Origin of the sequence: Streptomyces sp. NBC_00569, from assembly GCF_036345255.1 — a bacterium.
Taxonomy (GTDB): Bacteria; Actinomycetota; Actinomycetes; order Streptomycetales; family Streptomycetaceae; genus Streptomyces.
Window position 1 is genome coordinate 2536758 of record NZ_CP107783.1, and the last position, 19680, is coordinate 2556437.

Genomic DNA, 19680 nt, shown 5'->3' on the forward strand with positions numbered 1-19680 from the left:
GGGAAGGGGTGATGACACTTGCATGAAAGTTCGCCGTATGCGTCAGAAACAATCACCGAGTCTCAAGGTGCCTCGCCCGACGGGGAGAACCAAGCGGCCCTCCCCGTGCGCGACTTCAGCCCCGCTCCCCCACCGCGAGCCGCAGCGTCACGATCTGGAACGGCCGCAGTGCCACCCGCACCGTGTCCCCGCCGTCCGCCGACTGCCGCACCTGGTCCGGCTGTTCGGCCAGCGGCCGCTCCAGGAGGTCGGTGACCTGGACGCCCGCTAGCGGGAACCCCGTGCGCAGCGTGCCCGCCGCCCGGCCTCCGAGCGACTCGTAGAGCCGCACGACGACATCGCCCGAGCCGTCGTCGGCGAGCTTCACCGCCTCCACCGTCAGACCGTCGCCGTCCACCGACACCACCGGTTCGGCCGCACCGCCCGAACCGGCCACGCGCAGCGGCAGGTTGAGCGCGTACCCCTCGGCGACGGCGTCGGCGATGCTCGCGCCGGGCAGCAGAGAGTAGGTGAAGCGGTGCGCGCCCTGGTCCGCCTCCGGGTCGGGGACGCGCGGGGCACGCACCAGGGAGAGACGGACCGTGGTGGTCGTGCCGCCGTCGTCGCGGGTCGTGCGCGAGACGTCGTGGCCGTACGTGGAGTCGTTGAGGACCGCGACACCGTAGCCGGGTTCACCGATGTGGACCCAGCGGTGGCCGTACACCTCGAAGCGGGCCGCCTCCCAGCTGGTGTTGGTGTGCGTGGGGCGCTTGACGTGGCCGAACTGGATCTCGGCGCTGGAGTGGTCGGCGCGGACGTCGACGGGGAACGCGGCCTTGAGGATCTTCTCGGTCTCGTGCCAGTCGATCTCGGTCTCGACGTCGACGCGCTTGCTGCCCGCGTGCAAGGTCACGGTCTGCGTGATGCGGGAGCCCTTGCCGAAGGCGCGCTCCACCCGGACGGCGGCGCGCAGCGGCCCCTCCTCACTCACCGTCACGGACTCGGCGTCGAGAAGGTCCCGGTAGTGGTTCTTGTAGTGCTTGTCGATGTCCCAGGCGTCCCAGTAGTTGGGCAGATCACTGTGGAGGCGGAGCAGGTTGCCGGGACCGGCGAGGACCTCGCGTTCCGCGGTCAGGTCGTACACGGAGGCCAGCGTCCCGTCGGGGCCGACGACGACGCGCACGAGTCCGTTGTCGAGGGTGCGGCCGTCCGTGACGGTGACGGGGTGTTCGGGGGCGGCGTCGGCCAGGGGCGCCGACCCGCCTGCGGGCACATGGGTGCGGACCGGCTCACCGGCCGGGGTGCGGACCACTTCGGTACGGGCGTACGGGCTGGTGTTGAAGACGTGCGGCACGCCCTCCCCTGAAGCGCCCAGCGCGGCCACCGCTTCCGCCGTGATCGCTTCGAGTTCGCCCGCCACGCGCGCGTACTCCGCCTCGGCCTCCCGGTGCACCCAGGCGATGGACGACCCGGGCAGGATGTCGTGGAACTGGTGCAGGAGCACCGTCTTCCACAGCCGGTCGAGCTTCTCGTACGGGTACGCGTACCCCGGCGCGCGCAGAGCCGCGGCCGTGGCCCACAACTCGGCCTCGCGCAGGCGGTGTTCACTGCGGCGGTTGCCCTGCTTGGTGCGGGCCTGCGACGTGTACGTCGCGCGGTGCAGCTCCAGATAGAGCTCCCCCGACCACACCTGGTCCGTGGGGATCTCCTTGCTCGCCTGCGCGAAGAAGGTGTCCGGGTGCTCGACCACGACCTTCGCGGAACCCTCCAGGTCCGCGAGCCGGCGGGCGCGCTCCAGCATCTCGCGGGTGGGGCCGCCCCCGCCGTCGCCGTGTCCGAAGGGGGCGAGCGAGCGGGTGCCGCGTCCCTTGTCCTGGAAGTTGCGGACGGCGTGCGCCATCTCACGGCCCGAGAACTCGACGTTGTAGGTGTCGACCGGCGGGAAGTGGGTGAAGATCCGCGTACCGTCGATGCCCTCCCACCAGAAGGAGTGGTGGGGCAGCTTGTTGGTCTGGTTCCAGGACAGCTTCTGCGTGAGGAACCACTCGTTTCCGGCGAGCCTGGCGAGCTGCGGGTACGCGGCGTTGTAGCCGAACGAGTCGGGCAGCCACACACCTTTGGTCTCGACGCCGAAGTGCTCGATGAAGAAGCGCTTGCCGTGGACGAGCTGGCGGGCGATGGCCTCGCCCCCGGGCAGGTTGCCGTCGGACTCGACCCACATCCCGCCGACGGGCGCCCACTGGCCCTTGGCGACGGCCTCCTTGATGCGGTCCCACACGTGCGGGTAGTTGTCCTTGACCCAGGCGTACTGCTGGGCCTGCGAGCAGGCGAAGACGAACTCGTCGTACTCCTCGGCGAGCGCCGTCACGTTCGAGAAGGTGCGGGACGTCTTGCGCTTGGTCTCACGGATCGGCCACAGCCAGGCCGAGTCGATGTGCGCGTGGCCGACGGAGGACAGGGTGTGGGCGCCGGCGTGCGCGGGCTTCGCGAGGGCGGGGGCGAGGACGGCCCGGGCGGCGGCGGCCGTGCCGGAGACGTCGTCGAGGTCGAGGGTGTCGAGCGCCGCTTCGAGGGTGTGCGCGATCTCGTGGCGGCGTGGCTCGTGTTCGCTCAGTTCCAGCATCAGCTCGCGCAGGACCTGGAGGTCGAGCGACAGGTGGAAGACGTCCTCGTCGAGGATCGCGAGGTCGGCGCTCCTGAAGGTGTAGAGCGGCTCGTCGCCCGCCGTGCGCGGGTCGCCGAGCGGGGTCGGGTAGGCGAAGCGGTCGGCGAGGATGTCCGGGTTGGAGGCGGCCTCGATGAGGTACTCGACCTCTTCGCCGCCCTGGGCGGGGCGGGCCACGGGCACGTACTGGTTCTGCGGGTTGACGGCCTTGAGGGGGCGGCCGTCGGGGAGGTGGACGAGGGCCTCCGCCTGGTTGCCGGGCCATTCGTTGACGAAGCCGAGGTCGAAGACGGCTTCGACGCGGTGGCCCGCCCACTCGGCGGGGACGGTGCCGTGCGCCGTGAACCACGTGGTGCCCCAGGGCGGCCCCCACGGGGTGCCGACGCCGAACGGCTTGTACGCGGCCGCTTTCGCCTCGGCGAAGGGGACGGGCTCGCCGGGCGCCTGCCATGCCTGGAGGGCGAGCGGGACCCTGGCACCGTGGACGGCGGGCTTGACGCGCTGGTCGTGGACGCGGGCGACGCGCTGCTCGATGCGGCGGAGTTCGTCGTGCATACCTGCTCCTCTACTAGGGGGTCCGGCGGATCACGGCGGGGGCGCGACGCCTGACACGGCACCTCGCCGCGACCTACCCGACCCCGGCCCGCCGGACACCCCCTAGCGGGTCAGGTAGGCGAGGCCGGGGTGGGCCGCCGTGTATCCCTCCAGGAGGCGGCGGGCCACGGTCACGGAGTCGACGAGGGGATGCAGGGCGAACGCCTTGACGGCGGCGGCGCGCGAGCCGCCTTCGGCCGCTTCGAGCACCTCGCGCTCGACGGCCTTGACGCAGGAGACGAGACCCGTGGCATGGCCCGGCAGCGGCGCCACGCTCACGGGGTGCGCTCCGTTGGCGTCGACGAGGCAGGGGATCTCGACCACGGCGTCGTCGTCGAGGGACGGCAGGGCGCCGCGCCCGCGCACGTTGAGGATCAGCGTCGCGCGCTCGTCGCGGGCGATGGCGCGCATCAGGGCGAGCGCCACCTTCTCGTAGCCGCCCGACTCCTCCAGGTCGGCGGCGTCCCGCTCGCCCGCGCCGGACGCCTCACGGTTGTGCGCCATGTACGTGGCCTCGCGCTCTGCCCGGGTGCGGTCCCAACTGGCGTACGACGGGTCGGAGTAGAAGGCGGCCTGCTGGTCGAGCAGGAACGCGCCGCGAGTGCGTTCGGCCTCCTGGTAGGCGTGCACCGTCTCGCGGTTGAAGTAGTAGTAGTGCAGGTACTCGTTGGGGATCGCGCCGAGGGAGCGGAGCCAGTCCGTGCCGAAGAGGCGGCCCTCCTCGAAGGAGCCGAGCAGCTTCTCGTCGGCGAGCAGCCGGGGCAGCTCGTCGCGGCCGTTCACCCTGAGTCCGCGCAGCCAGCCGAGGTGGTTGAGGCCGACGTAGTCGATCCAGGCCTCGCCCGGGTCGGCGCCGAGGACGCGCGCCACGCGGCGGCCGAGTCCGACGGGCGAGTCGCAGATGCCGATGACGCGGTCGCCGAGGTGCCGCGACATGGCCTCGGTGACCAGGCCGGCCGGGTTGGTGAAGTTGATGACCCAGGCGTCGGGGGCGAGTCGCCGCACGCGGCGCGCGATGTCGACGGCGACGGGCACCGTCCGCAGGCCGTACGCGATGCCGCCGGCACCGACCGTCTCCTGGCCGAGCACCCCTTCGGCGAGGGCGACCCGCTCGTCCGCCGCGCGGCCCGCGAGGCCGCCGACGCGGATCGCGGAGAAGACGAAGTCGGCGCCGCGCAGCGCCTCGTCGAGGTCGGTGGTGGCGCGCACGGCGGGCGCGTCGGGGACGCCGGTGGCTTGTTCCGCCAGTACGCCGGTGACGGCCCGCAGCCGGTCCGGGTCGGTGTCGTGCAGCGTGACCTCGGTGACCCGGCCTTCGGCGTGGTCGCCAAGCAGCGCTCCGTACACCAGGGGCACTCGAAATCCGCCACCGCCGAGAATCGTCAGCCTCATGCGCCGATCGTAGGGCAGCCTGGTCCGCGACCCGATCTTCGACCGGCGGAGGCCGCATGAAACCCCCCACGCAACGACGCACGAGACGCCAACTGCTCACTCTGGCCGCGACCCTGGGCGCCCTGTCGCTCGGCGCGGGCACGGCGACGGCCGCGCCCACCTGGACCGAGACCGGCACCGCGCGGGTGAGTTCGCTCACCGGCAGCCAGGGCCTGGCGAGCCACGCCGACGGCTCGCTGCTGTACCGGGGCCTCGCCTCCGTACCGCTCGATCTGCGCACGGCGGGCTGGTCGCACATAGGCGACCCGGACGTGGCACAGGGCTACACGTTCGACGCGTACCAGGGCGGCGACGGCGCGACGAAGAAGATGTTCGCGGTGACAGCCCCCGACGGGCGGCGCACCACGTACAAGCACGCCCTGGATGCGGGTGAGTTGCTCAACAACTCGTTCGCGTCCGTGTCACCCGACGGGCAGTGGCTGGTGGCGGGCGAGTGGGGCACCATGAACCGGCTGCAGGTGTTCCCCGCGCCCGTGCTCAACCCGTCCGCGCCCACGCCCGGCGCGAACCTCCCGCAGGCCGGGCAGATCAGTCTCGACAAGCCCGTCGACAACATCCAGGGCTGCGACTTCACCGACGCCACGCATCTGGTGTGCTCGTCCGACGGCTCGACGAAGGCGGTCCTGGAGGTCGCCCTCGACCGCCCGCTCGACGGCTCTCCGGTCGCCGGGCACGTCACAGCTGCGTTCGCGATCCCGCAGCGAAGCATCTGCTCGGGCACGTTCGAGGCCGAGGGCGTCGACTACGACTCGGCGCGCGGCACGTTGCGCGTGGAGATGGTGCCGCCCTCACCGTGCCTGGTGACGACGACGGTGATCTCGTACCGCAAGGGCTGAGCCGACGGTGATCCCGTACCGCAAGAGCTGAGCCGACCGTGGCCTCGGACCGCGAGGGCCGAGGTGTGGGACGGCGGGGTTCGGGGGATGGTCGCGATCATGACAGATCGCTCGTCCCCCTCCCCGCCGGCCCCGTCCGGCCCCTCGGACCCGTCGGAACCGGCGGCCGGGGCCCTGACCACCGCTCCCCCGCGCCGCCCGCTGCGCCAGCTCCTCGCCGCCTCGGTCGGCAACGCCGTCGAGTGGTACGACTGGTACGCCTACACCTTTCTGGCCACATACATCGCGGGCCAGGTCTTCCCCAAAGGCTCGGGCAACTCCCTCGTGCCGCTGCTCTCCACGTTCGCGGTGTTCGCCGTGGGGTTCTTCATGCGGCCGGTCGGCGGACTCCTCATGGGCGCGGTCGCCGACCGGCACGGCCGCCGGGCCGCGCTGACCGTGACCATCCTCCTGATGGGCGGCAGCAGCCTGCTGGTCGGGCTCACCCCGACCTACGCGGCCGCGGGCGTCCTCGCGCCCGTCGTGCTCGTCCTCGCGCGCCTGCTCCAAGGCCTCTCCGTCGGGGGCGAGTTCGCGGCCTCGACCACCTTCCTCGTGGAGTCGGCGGGCCCGGGACGGCGCGGCCTGTTCTCGTCCTTCCAGTACGTCTCGACGTCCGCCGGGCAGCTCGCGGCGTCCGGAGTCGCGGCGGCGCTGGTGAGCACGCTCGGCGACGGGCAGATGGACGGCTGGGGCTGGCGCGTGCCGTTCGTGCTCGGCGCGCTCCTCAGCCTGGTCGGCTTCTGGATCCGGCGCGGCGCCTACGAGACGCGCAGCGCCGAGCAGCGCGCGGCCGAGCGGCCCGGACTCTTCGACGCCCTGCGCCATCACCCGCGCGAGTCGCTCCTGATCTGCGGCATCACCGCGGGCGGCACACTGGCCTACTACACGTGGACGTCCTATCTGCCCACGTACGCGGAGCTGAACGCGGGCATCGACAAGGCCGACGCCCTCGTCGCGGGCACCATCGCGCTCGCGTTCTTCGCCCTGCTCCAGCCGGTCGGCGGAATGCTCTCGGACCGGTTCGGGCGCAAGCCGCTGCTCCTCTTCTTCGGCCTGGGTTTCGCGCTGCTCAGTGTGCCGCTGCTGCGCTCGCTCGGCAGCTCGTTCGCCTCGCTGCTCCTGGTGCAGTGCGCGGGGATGGTGCTGCTCACCGGTTTCACCTCGATCTCGGCCGCGGTCAACGCCGAGGTGTTCCCCGCGCGGGTGCGCGCGGCGGGCATCGGCTTCCCGTACTCGCTGACCGTCGCCGTCTTCGGCGGGACGGCCCCCTATGTCGGCACCCTGTTCAAGCAGACCGGGCACGCCGGGCTCTTCCCCTGGTACGTCGCCGCGCTCTGCCTGGTGTCGTCCGTGGTCTACCTGCGGCTGCCGGAGAGCGCGCACAAGGAGCTCGACCGCTGAAGCGTTGCACAGGACGCAACCATGGTTGCGTCTCTTGCCAGTTGAGGGGGCGCACACCAGGGTAGGAGCCGCCACGTCACTCTGACACCGGAGGTACCAGGAATGAGCAGCAGCACCGGCCGCCGCCGCTTCCTCGGCGGGATCGCGGCCGTCGCGGCCGGCGGTGTCGTCACGGCGGCGGCGGGTCCCGCGCAGGCCAGGGCGCCGCGCGCGGGACGCCCCCTGCTCCTCGGCACGTACACCTCGCAGGACGGCGGTGGCAACGGCATCGGGCTCGCCACGTACGACGCGCGCACCGGCCGGATCACCGGGGCCGGGACGATCGGCGAAGTGGACGATCCCTCATATCTGGCGCTGCACCCGCGCGGCCACACCCTGTACGCGGTCGACGAGGCGCAGGACGGCGGTGTGACGGCGGTCCGGCTCGCGGACCGGCGCGTGCTCGGCCGGCAGAGCACCGGCGGCGCGGGCCCCTGCCATCTGTCGGTGCACCCGAGCGGCCGGTGGCTGCTGAGCGCCAACTACCTCTCGGGCAACGTCGCCGTACACCCCGTCGCCGCCTCCGGCGCGCTCGGTGAACGCACTGACCTCGTCACCCACTCGCAGCCCGCGCCCGGCCCCGGCCAGGAGGGCCCGCACGCGCACCAGATCATCACGTCCCCCGACGGTCGGCACGTGCTCGCCGTCGACCTGGGCAACGACACCGTCTACACGTACCGCCTCGACACGACGGCCGGGACGCTCACGCAGGTGTCGTACGCGTCGCTGCGTCCGGGCGCGGGCCCCCGCCACCTCACGTTCCACCCGGGCGGCCTTCGCCTACCTCGCCAACGAGGTGGACAACACGGTGGTCGTCTGCGCGTACGACCCGCCGACAGGACGCCTCACCCCCGGTGAACCGCAGCCCACCGGCACCGGGTCCGGCACCAGCTATCCGGCACAGATCCTGGTCACCGCCGAGGGCGGCTTCGCCTATCTCGCCAACCGCGGGCACAACAGCCTGACCCGGTACGCGATCGAGGCGGACGGCGCGCGGCTGCGCCTGCTCGACACGGTCCCCGTCGGCGGCGACTTCCCGCGCCACATCGCCTTCTCGCCCGACGAGCAGCTGCTGTTCGCCGCGAACCAGAAGTCGGGGTCCGTGACGGTCTTCCACGTCGACCACTGCGGCGGCGGGCTCACCCCGGCGGAAGGTCCCGCGTTCGCCGCGCCGATCGCCGTCTGCGCGCTGCCGCTGTAGCGCGTGGTCCGGGAGTAGCACGGACGGCCGTGCGAGGGGCCGTTCGCGGCCGGTCACCCTCAGGACCCGGCGCCGACCGGGTCAGCCGACCAGGCCCACCAGGTCCAGGCAGGCGACGGCGGCTCCCGTGACGAGGAGCGGGAGGCCCGGGGCCCGGCATCCCGGCCGGCGCCGGTCGGCGATGTCGGCGACACCTTGTGGCGGACCGGGCCGCGTCGCAGGCCCCTCGCGGGGCCGCCCGTCTTCGTGACGGCCGCCGGGTCGAGCAGCGGGGCGCGGGCGCTCCATTCGCCGGGCGGGTCGGCAGGCATCGCGACGCGCCACGGCTGCGGGCGTACGAGGCCCGCACGTTCCACGCGGGGACGAGCTGGGTCGTGTTCGGCTTCGGGTCGTACGCGACGACGGCCGTCAGGTCACCGCATGATCCCGGTGAGCGCGTCCCCTTCCTTCGCGCACTCCCACGCGCCGTCGCAACACGCCTGCCAGGACCGGGCGTCGGGCCCGAGCAGCACCACGCGCTGGCCGGCGGCCGCGGGCGTCAGCAGGGACAGGCGCAGTCCCGCGGTCTCGACGACCAGTCCGATGGCGGTCCGGCCGGCTCCCGCCGCCGGGCGCTCCGGCAGCCGTGTGGCCTCGGGCAGGGCCTCGGCGACCTCGCCCGCCGGGTAGCCGAAGAGGTCTATGTCGTCCCAGGCGACCGGCGTCGCGGGGGCGGGGACCGTGGTGGTGACGTCGAGCCGGGACAGCCGGTCCGCCGCGCCGGGGCCGCCGCCCCGGAAGCCGAGCGTGACGCCGTCGAACTCCGCCTCGAAGGCCCAGTCCGGTTCGTGGAGAAGCCCGTTGAGCCAGGCGTCGTGCGCGTGCCGCAGCTCCGGGTACTGCTCGCGCGTCAGCGTCATGCACTGCCGCCTGCGCGTGATCGCGCCCTCGGTGAGTTCGGACAGCACTTCGTCGGGCGTCATCCCGAACCGCACCGCCGCCGCACCGCCGGGCAGCGTCACGCCTGTGTCCTGCGACAACTCCAGCATCGCCCCATTGTTCACGGCGGGGCCCGGGAGACAACCCCCCTGCGGTCCCGCGCACCCCTCCAGCAAACCTGCACACCGAATGCGCAGTCCGGTCACGGTGCGCTGTGAATGCGCACAACCCTCGAATGCGGCTCCGGCCATAAATGCAGGAGTGTCCATTTTGCAGAAATTGATGGAGGCCGCTCGGAAATTCGGACCTGTGGATCCTGTGAAGGGTCTGCTCCCACGATGTGAACGCTCCTGCACGCGGCGGTAATTACGTGCCCACACAGCCTCTGACCGGGGACCTTCCGATTGGATGTGCGAGGCGTCATCGTGCTTTGATCCTCCGCACTGCGGGAGTTGCGCAAGTGATTCACGCATTCTGAGAATTACCAATGAGAAGGGCAGCTCACATCATGAACTCCACCCCCCAGGTTGAGACCCTCGAGATCTCCGACGCCGACCTCGACAACGTGTCGGGCGGCCTCGTCGGCGGTCTCGCCGCCAACCTGACCGGCACGGCCGACTCGATCGTCCCCGTCTCCGGCGTCGTCGGTGGCCTGACCGGCACCGTCGAGGGCCTGACCGGCGTCAACACCGCCGCCGTCACCGGCCTGGCCACCGGCCTGACCGCTGGTCTCTGAGCCACGGCTCTGCCAGGGCCCCGGAACCTCCCCCCGGTTCCGGGGCCCTTGGGCACTCCCGGCACCTCGCCGGACAGGAAGACACGTAAGGGAAGTACGTCGTGCAGTTCCGTCAACAGGCCCTGTCCAAACTGCAGTCGCCCGAGGAACTCGACCTTCCCGTGCGGCTCGCCAGGCCCCAGGGCGTACTCGCGCTGGCCGTGACGCTCGTCGTGATGGCGGCCGCGTCCGTGTGGGCGGTGACCGGGTCGCTCTCCTCGACGCTGCGGGTCCCCGGCGTCCTCACCCACGCGCAGGGCAGCTACGTCCTCCAGAGCCCCGTCACCGGTCAGGTCACGGGTGTGCTCGCCAAGGAGGGGCAGCACCTCGCCGCGAACTCCCCGCTCCTCAAGGTCAGTACACCGCAGGGCGACCGCTATGTGCGGACCGTCGACGCGGGCCGCGTCACCACACTCGTCGCCCGGATCGGCGCGGTCGTCACCACCGGTTCCGACGTGGCGACCGTCGAGAAGACCGGCACCAAGGACCCCCTCCTCGCGATGCTGTACGTCCCCGCGGACCGCGCGGGCACCGTGCCCGTCGGAGCGGACGTGGACCTCACCGTCCAGTCGGCGCCGTCCCAGCAGTACGGCATGCTGCGCGGCCACGTGCAGGCGGTCGGGCGCGGGGCGCAGAGCGGTCAGCGGGTCGAGGCGTTCCTCGGCGACAAGGAACTGGCCGCGCAGTTCACGAAGGGCGGCCCGACGGTCGCGGTCCTCGTGAAGCTCGTCGCGTCGCCCTCCACCAAGTCGGGCTACGCGTGGTCGTCCAAGGGCGGCCCCCCGTACGCGCTCGACTCGATGACCCCGGCCTCCGGCGCCGTGCACCTCGCCGAGCAGCGCCCGATCGATTGGCTGCTCCCGTGAGCCCCTCCCCCGCAGTCCAGCAGCAGCTGCCCCCGGCCGGACACGGCCGCCGCCGCGCGCGCCCCGCGCCGAAGCCGCCGCGCCGCCGCCACCGCACCGTGCGCACACCCACCGTCCTCCAGATGGAGGCCGTGGAGTGCGGCGCCGCGTCCCTCGCGATGGTCCTGGCGCACCACGGCCGCCACGTCCCGCTGGAGGAGCTGCGCATCGCGTGCGGCGTCTCGCGCGACGGCTCGCGGGCCAGCAACCTCCTCAAGGCGGCCCGCAGTTACGGGATGACGGCGCGCGGCATGCAGATGGAGCCGGCCGCGCTCGCCGAGGTCGAGGCGCCCGCCATCCTCTTCTGGGAGTTCAACCACTACGTCGTCTACGACGGCATGGGCCGGCGCTTCGGGCGGCGCGGCGTGCACATCAACGACCCCGACAAGGGCCGCAGGTTCGTGCCCTCCGAGGACTTCGACACCAGTTTCACGGGCGTCGTCCTCGTCCTGGAACCCGGCGACGGCTTCCGCCCGGGCGGGCGCAGGCCCGGTGTCCTGCGGGCGCTGCCCGCGCGTCTTCGCGGCACGACGGGCACGATGCTCGCGGCGCTGCTCGCGAGCCTCCTGCTGGTCGCGGTCGGCGCGGCGCTGCCCGCGCTGAGCCGCACGTACATCGACATGTTCCTCATCGGTGACCAGACCTCGCTCCTCGGCGCGCTGTTCGCGTCGATGGGCGCGATGGTGGCGCTCACGGCCGTGCTCACCTGGCTCCAGCAGGCCAATCTGCTGCGCGGGCGCGTCATCGCGTCGACGTTGAGCAGCGCCCGGTTCTTCGGTCATCTGCTGCGGCTGCCGGTGACGTTCTTCGCGCAGCGCAGTCCGGCCGATCTGGTGCAGCGCCTCCAGTCGAACGACGCGGTCTCCGAGACGCTGGCGCGCGACCTGACCGCGGCGGGCGTCGACGGTGTCGTGGTGCTCCTGTACGCGGCGCTGCTGTGGACGTACGACCCGCAGCTCACGCTCGTCGGGGTGGGCATCGCGCTCGGGAACGTCGTCGCGATGCGGATCGTGATCCGGCTGCGGGCCACCCGTACGCAGAAGCTGCGCGCGGACACGGCGCGGCTCACCAACACCTCGTACACCGGCCTTCAGCTCATCGAGACGATGAAGGCGACGGGCGGCGAGAACGGGTACTTCCGGCGCTGGGCCGGGCAGCACGCGACCACCCTGGAGGAGCAGCAGCGGCTCGGGGTGCCGAGCGCGTGGCTCGGCATCGTGGCGCCGACCCTGGCGACGCTCAACAGTGCCCTGATCCTGTGGATCGGCGGCCTGCGCGCGGTCGAGGGGCATCTGTCGGTGGGTCTGCTCGTGGCGTTCCAGGCGCTCGTCACGCGGTTCACCGCGCCGATCACCCGCCTCAACGGTGTCGCGGGACGCATCCAGGACTTCGCCGCCGACGTGGCGCGCCTCAAGGACGTGGAGAGCTTCCCGGCGGACGCCCTGTACACGCGGCCCGACGCGGCGGCGAGCACGCGCCGCCTGAAGGGACACGTGACGCTCGACGACATCACGTTCGGGTACAGCCCGTTGGACAAGCCACTTCTCACGGGCTTCTCGCTGGCGGTCGGACCCGGTCAGCAGGTGGCGCTCGTCGGCGGCTCGGGCAGCGGCAAGTCGACGGTGTCCCGGCTGATCTCCGGGCTCTACAGCCCGTGGGAGGGCACGATCCGGATCGACGGGCAGCGTCTGGAGGACATCCCGCGCGGCGCCCTGTCGGCGTCGGTGTCCTTCGTCGACCAGGACGTGTTCCTCTTCGAGGGCACGGTCCGTGACAACGTGGCCCTGTGGGATCCGTCGATCCCGGACGAGGCCGTCATCGACGCCCTCAAGGACGCGGCGCTGTACGACGTGATCGCGCGCAGGCCCGGGGGCATCCAGGGCCGCGTCGAGCAGGACGGGCGGAACTTCTCCGGCGGTCAGCGACAGCGCCTGGAGATCGCGCGGGCCCTGGTGCGCCGGCCGAGCATCCTCGTGCTCGACGAGGTGACCAGCGCGCTCGACGCCGAGACGGAACAGCTCATCATCGACAACCTGCGGCGCCGCGGCTGCGCCTGCGTCGTGATCGCGCACCGCCTCAGCACCGTCCGCGACAGCGACGAGATCGTCGTCCTCGACCACGGCCAGATCGTGGAGCGGGGCCGGCACGAGGCGCTCGTCGCCGCCGGCGGGCCGTATGCCGAGCTGGTCAAGGAGCACTGACGTGACGTACGCAGATCAGGAGTACGCGGCCGGCGACCAGGTGACCGCCTCGTTCGGCTCCCTGGGCATGCCGGTGGACTGCGCCGGCATGCGCAGCCTGAACCTCGAAGGACCGCAGGTCCTGTGGCTGGTCGTCCAGGGCGCGCTCGACCTGTTCGCGGTCGACGCGGCCGCCCAGGGGCACTGGCACTTCCTGGGCCGCCTGGAGGCGGGCACGCTGCTGCTCGGTCCGGTCGAGGGACCCCAGCACACGTTGGTGGGCCGCCCGTTGCAGGGCTGCCTGCTGCGCCGTATCGGCCTGCGCGAACTCCAGCGCCCCGACTACGGCGACGCCTCGTGGTCGTACGACCAGCAGTACCTCAGCCAGTACGACACCCAGGACGCGGCCCTCAGCCTCCTCGAGCACGCCTTCGCCCTGGGTGTGGGGCGCAGTCAGCGCGTCCTGTTCGAGGCACCGCTCGACGGCCGCACGGCCGGTGACGACTCCGTGGGCGACGACGACATCCTGTGGCTGCCGATCCTGCCGGGCAGTGTGCAGTACGGGGCGTCGTACAGCACGGACACCGTGGGCGAGCTGCTCGTCGACGGCTCGATGTGGCAGCGCATGGTCAACCAGCAGTTCCGTCTGCTGTCGGCGCTCGACCGGTGGATCGAACGCCTGGAGAGCGCGCACGAGACCCGGACCGCGGCCGGGATCAAGGCGGGCGAGACCGTCCGCGAGGAGGCCGACCGGACGCTGCTGGCGTCCATCGGCCGTCAGGGCAAGGGAGGTCCGCGACGCGGCTCCTCCTCGGGGAACGGGGACGACGCGACGTACGCGGCGTGCAAGCTGGTCGCGGGCGCGGCCGGGATCACCCTCACGGCGCCCGAGCGGAGCGGCGCCGTCAGCGACCGCGTCGACCCGGTCGAGCAGGTCGCCGTCGCCTCACGGATCCGCACCCGCGCGGTCCGCCTCGACGGACGCTGGTGGCGCGAGAACGCGGGTCCCCTGGTGGGTCACCGCGCGGCGTCCGGCACCCCGGTCGCACTGCTGTGGCGGCGCGGCGGGTACGAGGCCGTGCATCCGTCGAGCGGGCGGCGGACCCGGGTGGACGAGGACAACGCGGAAGAGTTCGAAACGCGGGCCGTCATGCTGTACCGGCCGCTGCCCGACCGGGCGCTGAGCCCGCTGCGGCTGCTGCGCTTCAGCGCGCGCGGCACCCGGGCCGACGTGCGCAATCTGCTGCTCGCCGGGCTCCTGACGGTCGCGATCGGAGCCCTGGTGCCGGTCGCCACCGGGCGGGTGCTCGGGGTGTACGTGCCGAACGCCCAGACGGACCTCATCGTGCAGGTCTCCGTCGCGGTCATGGTGACGAGCATCGTGTCGGCCGCGTTCATGCTGCTGCAGAATCTGACGATCCTGCGCATGGAGGGCCGGATCGAGAGTGCGCTCCAACCCGCCGTGTGGGACCGCCTGCTGAGGCTGCCGACGAGGTTCTTCGCGTCGCGTTCGACGGGTGAGCTGGCGAGCGCCGCCATGGGCATCAGCTCGATCCGCCGTCTCATGTCCGGTGTGGGTCCGGTGGTGGTGCAGTCCGGCACGATCGGCGCGATGAACCTCGTCCTGCTCCTCCTCTACAGCGTCCCGCTGGCACTGACCGCGCTCGCCATGCTCGCGGTGATCGCGGGCGTGTTCCTCACGCTCGGGCTGTGGGAGCTGCGCTGGCAGCGCCGTCTCGTCGTCCTCGGCAACAAGCTCAACAACCAGGCGTTCCAGACACTGCGCGGTCTGCCGAAGCTGCGGGTGGCGGGGGCGGAGAGCTTCGCGTACGCCTCGTGGGCGGGGGAGTTCGCGCGCAGCCGCGAGCTCCAGCGGCGCGCGGGCCGCATCAAGAACCTGACGACGGTCCTCAACGCGGTCTATCTGCCCCTGTGTTCGCTCGTGATGTTCATGCTGCTCGCGGGCCCCGCGCGCGGCACCCTCTCCGCGGGCGACTTCCTCACGTTCAGCACCGCGGTGACGATGCTGCTGTCGTCGGTCACGCAGCTCACGGGCGCCCTGATCTCCGCGGCGGCCGTCCTGCCGATGTTCGAGCAGATCAAGCCCGTCCTCGACGAGGCTCCCGAGGTGCGGGCCGCCAGCACCCAGCCGGGCGAGCTGACCGGCGAGATCGAGGCGCGCGGTGTGTCCTTCCGGTACACGGACGACGGGCCGCTGGTGCTCGACGACGTGAACCTGTCCATCAGGCCGGGCGAGTTCGTCGCGGTCGTCGGGCCGAGCGGCTGCGGCAAGTCCACCCTCCTGCGTCTCCTCATCGGCTTCGACAAGCCGGTCTCCGGCGGTGTCCTGTACGACGGTCAGGACCTCGGCGCGCTGGATCAGGCCGCGGTGCGCCGGCAGTGCGGCGTCGTCCTCCAGAACGCGCAGCCGCTGACCGGTTCGATCCTGGACTGCATCTGCGGCGCCGAGGTGTTCACGCAGGAGGAGGCGTGGGAGGCGGCGGCGATGGCGGGGCTCGCCGAGGACATCAAGCGGATGCCGATGGGGCTGCACACGATGATCGCCGGCGGCGGCGCCATCTCCGGCGGCCAGCGCCAGCGCCTGATGATCGCGCAGGCGCTGATCCGCCGGCCGCGCATCCTGTTCTTCGACGAGGCCACGAGCGCGCTCGACAACGAGACCCAGCGCACCGTCATCGACAGCACCCGCGCCCTGAACGCCACGCGCATCGTCATCGCCCACCGCCTGTCCACCGTGATGGACGCGGACCGGGTGATCGTCATGGCGGACGGCCGCGTCGTCCAGCAGGGACCGCCGGCCCAGCTGCTCGCGGACACGAACGGGCGGCTGCACGAGCTGGTACGGCGTCAGATGGCTTAGCTCGCACGGGGAACGCGGCTCGCGCCAGGGCCGCACGCCTCCGTGAGGACGCAGCCCGCGCCAGGACGCAGCCCGTGCAAGGACATTGACAGAACCTCCGAACCCTGTGAACCTTCGTGCTCGAAGTTGCTCGAAACAGCAATAGTTCAAGCACTGGTAAACATCGACCGGCCGGGCTCCACGGGTCACTCGGGTTGAGCGGAGATGCACCTTGCACGGATTGCGAAGACTGCGGCAACGACGGCTGAGACGGCAACGACCGTCCCGCGCGGGCACCTTGGCGGTGATCGGCACGGCCGCACTCCTCGGCGCGACCCTCCTCGGGGCCCCCGCCCAGCAGGCGAGGGCGGCGACCCCCGGCAGCGGCGTCCTGGACGACGGCCACAAGAGCGTGACCTGGCAGAGCCCCGTGTACGCCGCGGGGACCGTGGGTGATCCCGGCAAGTGCCCGGCCGCCGCGGACGACCCCGACAACAAGGTGTGCGACCGCTTCGACCTCAAGGTGTCGGTCCCTGACGGCTACTGGGACGACAACCCCGAGGGCGGCGTGCCCGTCTCGATCGAGTGGGCGAAGCAGCCCACCGACGACTTCGACATGTACGTGTTCGACGACGCGGGCAAGCAGGTCGCCGCCAGCGCGGGCACCGCCGACCCCGAGGCCACGGTGATCCCGAAGGCGAACGGCACGTACCACGTCGTGGTCGTCCCCTACGACGTGCACGACAACTCCTTCGTCGGCAAGGCGTATCTGCCCGAGACGACCGACGCGGGCGACCTGACCTCCTTCACGGGCAAGGACGGCAGCTACACCATCGGGGCCGGCACCCTCAAGGCCCGGGCCGACTTCCTGACAGGCGGTCAACTGCGCCTCCAGGCCGACCCGTCCGGCACGTTCAGCGACCCGGCCGGCTCGCAGATCGTGCGCAAGCAGCCCGCCCTCGACAAGCACACGTCGTCCTTCGACGCCGGCGCGTACTACGGGATCCGCTCCGCCGGCGCCGTCCTGCGCGTCTACAAGAAGCCCCTGCGCTTCGGCCTCTACAAGGCCGACAACAGGACGCGGATCTGGCAGGAGGACAAGCCCCTGCGCTGGTCCACCGGCGGCATGCGGCAGAGCCTGGAGCGCGCCAAGGACGAGCAGTTCTTCGGCGGCGGCGAGCAGAACGGCTCGTTCTCGCACCGTGACAAGACGGTCTACGTCGCGAACAACACCAACTGGAACGAGGGCGGCTACAACAACTCGCAGCCGTTCTACCTCTCTTCGGCGGGCTACGGCGTCTACCGCAACACCTTCGCCCCGGGCGTCTACGACTTCGGCCCCTCGGTCCACGCGGGCCAGCAGGAGCGCCGCCTCGACGCGTACTACTTCCTCGGTGACGCGAAGAAGGTGATCGGCGGCTACACGTCGCTGGTCGGCAAGCCGTTCATGCCGCCGGTGTACGGCCTCGAACCCGGCGACGCCGACTGCTATCTCCACAACGCCAACCAGGGCGAGCGCCACACCCTCGACTCGCTGAAGGTCGCGGACGGGTACGTCGACCACCAGCTGCCGCTCGGCTGGATGCTCGTCAACGACGGCTACGGCTGCGGCTACGAGAACCTCGCCGAGACCGCGAAGGGCCTCCAGGACCGGGGCGCCGAGATGGGCCTGTGGACCCAGGACGGCATCGACAAGCTCGCCGATCAGGTCAAGGCCGGTCAGCGCGTCGCGAAGCTCGACGTCGCCTGGGTCGGCAACGGCTACGGCATGTCCCTGGACGCCTGCGACAAGGCGAAGGCCGGCATCGAGGACAACAGCGACGCGCGCGGCTTCGTCTGGATGCCCGTCTCGTGGGCGGGCGCGCAGCGCTGCGGCGTGCTGTGGAGCGGCGACCAGAAGCTGTCGTGGGACTATGTGCGCTGGCAGATCCCGACGTACGCGGGCGCCACGATGTCGGGCATCGCGTACAACACCGGAGACGTGGGCAGCATCTACAGCCACGACGCCAAGATGTACGCGCGTGACCTCCAGGCCAAGACGTTCCTGCCGGCCATCATGACGATGGACGGCTGGGCCAGGGACATGACCACCGGGCAGAAGATCAACCAGCAGCCGTGGGTGGACGGCGAGCCCTACACGTCCATCAACCGCAAGTACCTCCAGCTGCGCGAACGCCTGCTGCCGTACCTGTACACGCTGTCCTCCGAGGCGGCGAAGACCGGCGTCGGCGGCGTGCGCCCGCTCTACCTGGAGTACCCGGACGACCCGGCCACGCTGGGCGCGAACGCCAAGTACGAGTACCTGGCGGGCGACGACTTCCTGGTCGCCCCGGTCTACAAGGACTCGGACACCCGCGACGGCATCTACCTGCCCAAGGGCACGTGGACGGACTACTGGACGGGCAAGACGTACCACGGTCCGACCACGCTCGACGGCTACCACGCGCCCATCGACACGCTCCCCCTCTTCGTCAAGTCCGGTGCGGTCGTGCCGATGTGGCCGAAGGGCACGACGTCGTACAAGTCCCGTGACGTCCACGAGCTGGACTGGGACGTGTATCCGCAGGGCCGCTCCTCCTACACGCTGTACGAGGACGACGGGGTGACCCGCGAGTTCGCCAAGGGCGCGTCGGCGACACAGCGCGTCACCGTCGACCAGGGCAGGCACATGACCGAGGTCAACGTCGGTGCCAGCAAGGGCAGTTACAAGAACAAGCCCGACGCCCGCGCCTACCGGTTCACCGTCCACGGCGAGAGCGCGCCGCACCGGGTGTCGGCGGAGGGGCGCGCGCTGCCCCGCGTCGCCTCGGCGGACGCGCTCGCCGCGGCCGGGTCCGGCTGGTACTACGACGCGGACACGGGGGTGACGACGGTGAAGACCGCGCGTCAGTCCCTCGACCGCGACTTCACGGTGTCGCTGCGGCGCTGATCCGCGGTACGGAGTGAAGTGGGGGCGGGTCCGCAGTGCGGGCCCGCCCTCGGCCATCACCCCGTATGGCGGTCAACTCCCGCTGGCGCCAGGGTTGTTCGCCACGATGCGCGACAGGGCCTCCTCCACGGTGCGCGTGTGCTGCCATGCCGCGCGCGACGCCGCTTCCGGGTCGCGGCGGGCGATGGCGTCCGCGAGGTCGTCGTGCGCGTTCGCGCCGGGCTCCTCGGGCGGCCAGCTGGGGTGGAGCGCGGCGATGCTGTCGCGGACCGCCTCCGTGATGCTCTCGTAGAGGTCGGTCATGAGCGGGTTGCCGCTCGCGGCGACGACGGCACGGTGGAACTCCAGGTCACGCTCGACCATCTCGGCCCGATCGTCCCCCTCGTTGGCCCGGCGCCGCGCGAGCAGTGCCGAGATGATCCTGGCGAGGTCCTCCTCGCCGCGCTCCCTGGCCGCGGCGGGAGCGGCCTCACGTTCGAGGGCGAGGCGCACCTGGAGGACATGGCCGAGCTCGGCCCTGCGCAGCCGTCGCTGGAGCGCCGCGTTCAGATCGCTGGCCGCGCGTACGTACGTACCGTCCCCGCGGCGCGCTTCGAGCAGCCCGGTGTGACACAGCGCGCGGACCGCTTCGCGCACGGTGTTCCGCCCCACCCCGAGCGACTCCACGAGCTGCCCCTCGGCGGGGATCTTCCGGCCCACGGGCCAGGCGCCGCTCTCGATCGCCTGCTGGATCCTGCCGATGGTCCGCTGGACCAGGGTGGTTCCGGACGCTGCTTCGGGCAAGACGGTGGGCCTTTCAGGCGGGACGAGACGGGCTCTTAAATATCCCATATTTGTTTGGCGCAGTACAGGCGTTTTATAGCGATATGTGCAAGATTTCGAAACATAGAGCGTGAAACATGGG

General features: G+C 71.5%; 12 protein-coding genes and 1 pseudogene. 8 read left to right on the plus strand and 5 right to left on the minus strand.

All coding sequences use genetic code 11. The features are described from left to right. Positions 1 to 115: 115 nt before the first annotated feature. Together OHO83_RS11550 and OHO83_RS11555 are read right to left on the minus strand one after the other, a co-directional pair. Positions 116 to 3199, minus strand: a complete 3084-nt coding sequence (locus OHO83_RS11550; protein WP_330279399.1) for an alpha-mannosidase — start codon at positions 3197 to 3199, stop codon at positions 116 to 118. 102 nt (positions 3200 to 3301) lie between these two features. Next, positions 3302 to 4630: a 6-phospho-beta-glucosidase gene (locus OHO83_RS11555; RefSeq protein ID WP_266675442.1), complete on the minus strand. Its 1329-nt coding sequence runs from the start codon at positions 4628 to 4630 to the stop codon at positions 3302 to 3304. A 56-nt stretch (positions 4631 to 4686) separates the two neighbouring features. On the opposite strand from OHO83_RS11555, the gene OHO83_RS11560 reads away from it, so the two are divergent. From OHO83_RS11560 to OHO83_RS11570, 3 genes and pseudogenes are all read left to right on the plus strand, one after another. Beyond that, positions 4687 to 5526 (plus strand): hypothetical protein, encoded by an 840-nt coding sequence (locus OHO83_RS11560; protein ID WP_330279400.1) that lies wholly within the window; start codon positions 4687 to 4689, stop codon positions 5524 to 5526. 99 nt (positions 5527 to 5625) lie between these two features. Further along, positions 5626 to 6969 (plus strand): MFS transporter, encoded by a 1344-nt coding sequence (locus OHO83_RS11565; protein ID WP_266675440.1) that lies wholly within the window; start codon positions 5626 to 5628, stop codon positions 6967 to 6969. A 102-nt stretch (positions 6970 to 7071) separates the two neighbouring features. Further along, positions 7072 to 8209, plus strand: a pseudogene (locus OHO83_RS11570) (lactonase family protein). Positions 8210 to 8268: 59 nt separating this feature from the next. Here OHO83_RS11570 and OHO83_RS11575 read toward each other — a convergent pair. Continuing rightward, positions 8269 to 8565: a hypothetical protein gene (locus tag OHO83_RS11575; RefSeq protein WP_266675438.1), complete on the minus strand. Its 297-nt coding sequence runs from the start codon at positions 8563 to 8565 to the stop codon at positions 8269 to 8271. Between the two features lie 57 nt (positions 8566 to 8622). Further along, positions 8623 to 9237, minus strand: a complete 615-nt coding sequence (locus OHO83_RS11580) for a hypothetical protein (protein ID WP_266675437.1) — start codon at positions 9235 to 9237, stop codon at positions 8623 to 8625. Between the two features lie 398 nt (positions 9238 to 9635). On the opposite strand from OHO83_RS11580, the gene OHO83_RS11585 reads away from it, so the two are divergent. From OHO83_RS11585 to OHO83_RS11605, 5 genes are all read left to right on the plus strand, one after another. Next, complete coding sequence (locus OHO83_RS11585; protein WP_116507716.1) at positions 9636 to 9863, plus strand: type A2 lantipeptide; 228 nt, start codon at positions 9636 to 9638, stop codon at positions 9861 to 9863. A gap of 101 nt (positions 9864 to 9964) precedes the next feature. Then, complete coding sequence (locus tag OHO83_RS11590) at positions 9965 to 10768, plus strand: HlyD family efflux transporter periplasmic adaptor subunit (protein WP_266675436.1); 804 nt, start codon at positions 9965 to 9967, stop codon at positions 10766 to 10768. Beyond that, positions 10753 to 13008, plus strand: a complete 2256-nt coding sequence (locus OHO83_RS11595; RefSeq protein WP_330279401.1) for an NHLP family bacteriocin export ABC transporter peptidase/permease/ATPase subunit — start codon at positions 10753 to 10755, stop codon at positions 13006 to 13008. Before OHO83_RS11590 ends, OHO83_RS11595 begins: the two co-directional genes overlap by 16 nt. A gap of 67 nt (positions 13009 to 13075) precedes the next feature. Then, entirely contained in the window at positions 13076 to 15868 is a 2793-nt protein-coding gene (locus tag OHO83_RS11600; RefSeq protein ID WP_266676772.1) for an NHLP bacteriocin export ABC transporter permease/ATPase subunit, read from the plus strand. A 283-nt stretch (positions 15869 to 16151) separates the two neighbouring features. After that, the gene (locus OHO83_RS11605) at positions 16152 to 18776 is read left to right on the plus strand and encodes a glycoside hydrolase family 31 protein (protein WP_330279402.1); all 2625 of its coding nucleotides are present in this window, start codon (positions 16152 to 16154) and stop codon (positions 18774 to 18776) included. Between the two features lie 72 nt (positions 18777 to 18848). On the opposite strand, the gene OHO83_RS11610 is transcribed toward OHO83_RS11605, so the two are convergent. Continuing rightward, positions 18849 to 19559: a FadR/GntR family transcriptional regulator gene (locus OHO83_RS11610; RefSeq protein WP_330279403.1), complete on the minus strand. Its 711-nt coding sequence runs from the start codon at positions 19557 to 19559 to the stop codon at positions 18849 to 18851. Positions 19560 to 19680: the final 121 nt, after the last annotated feature.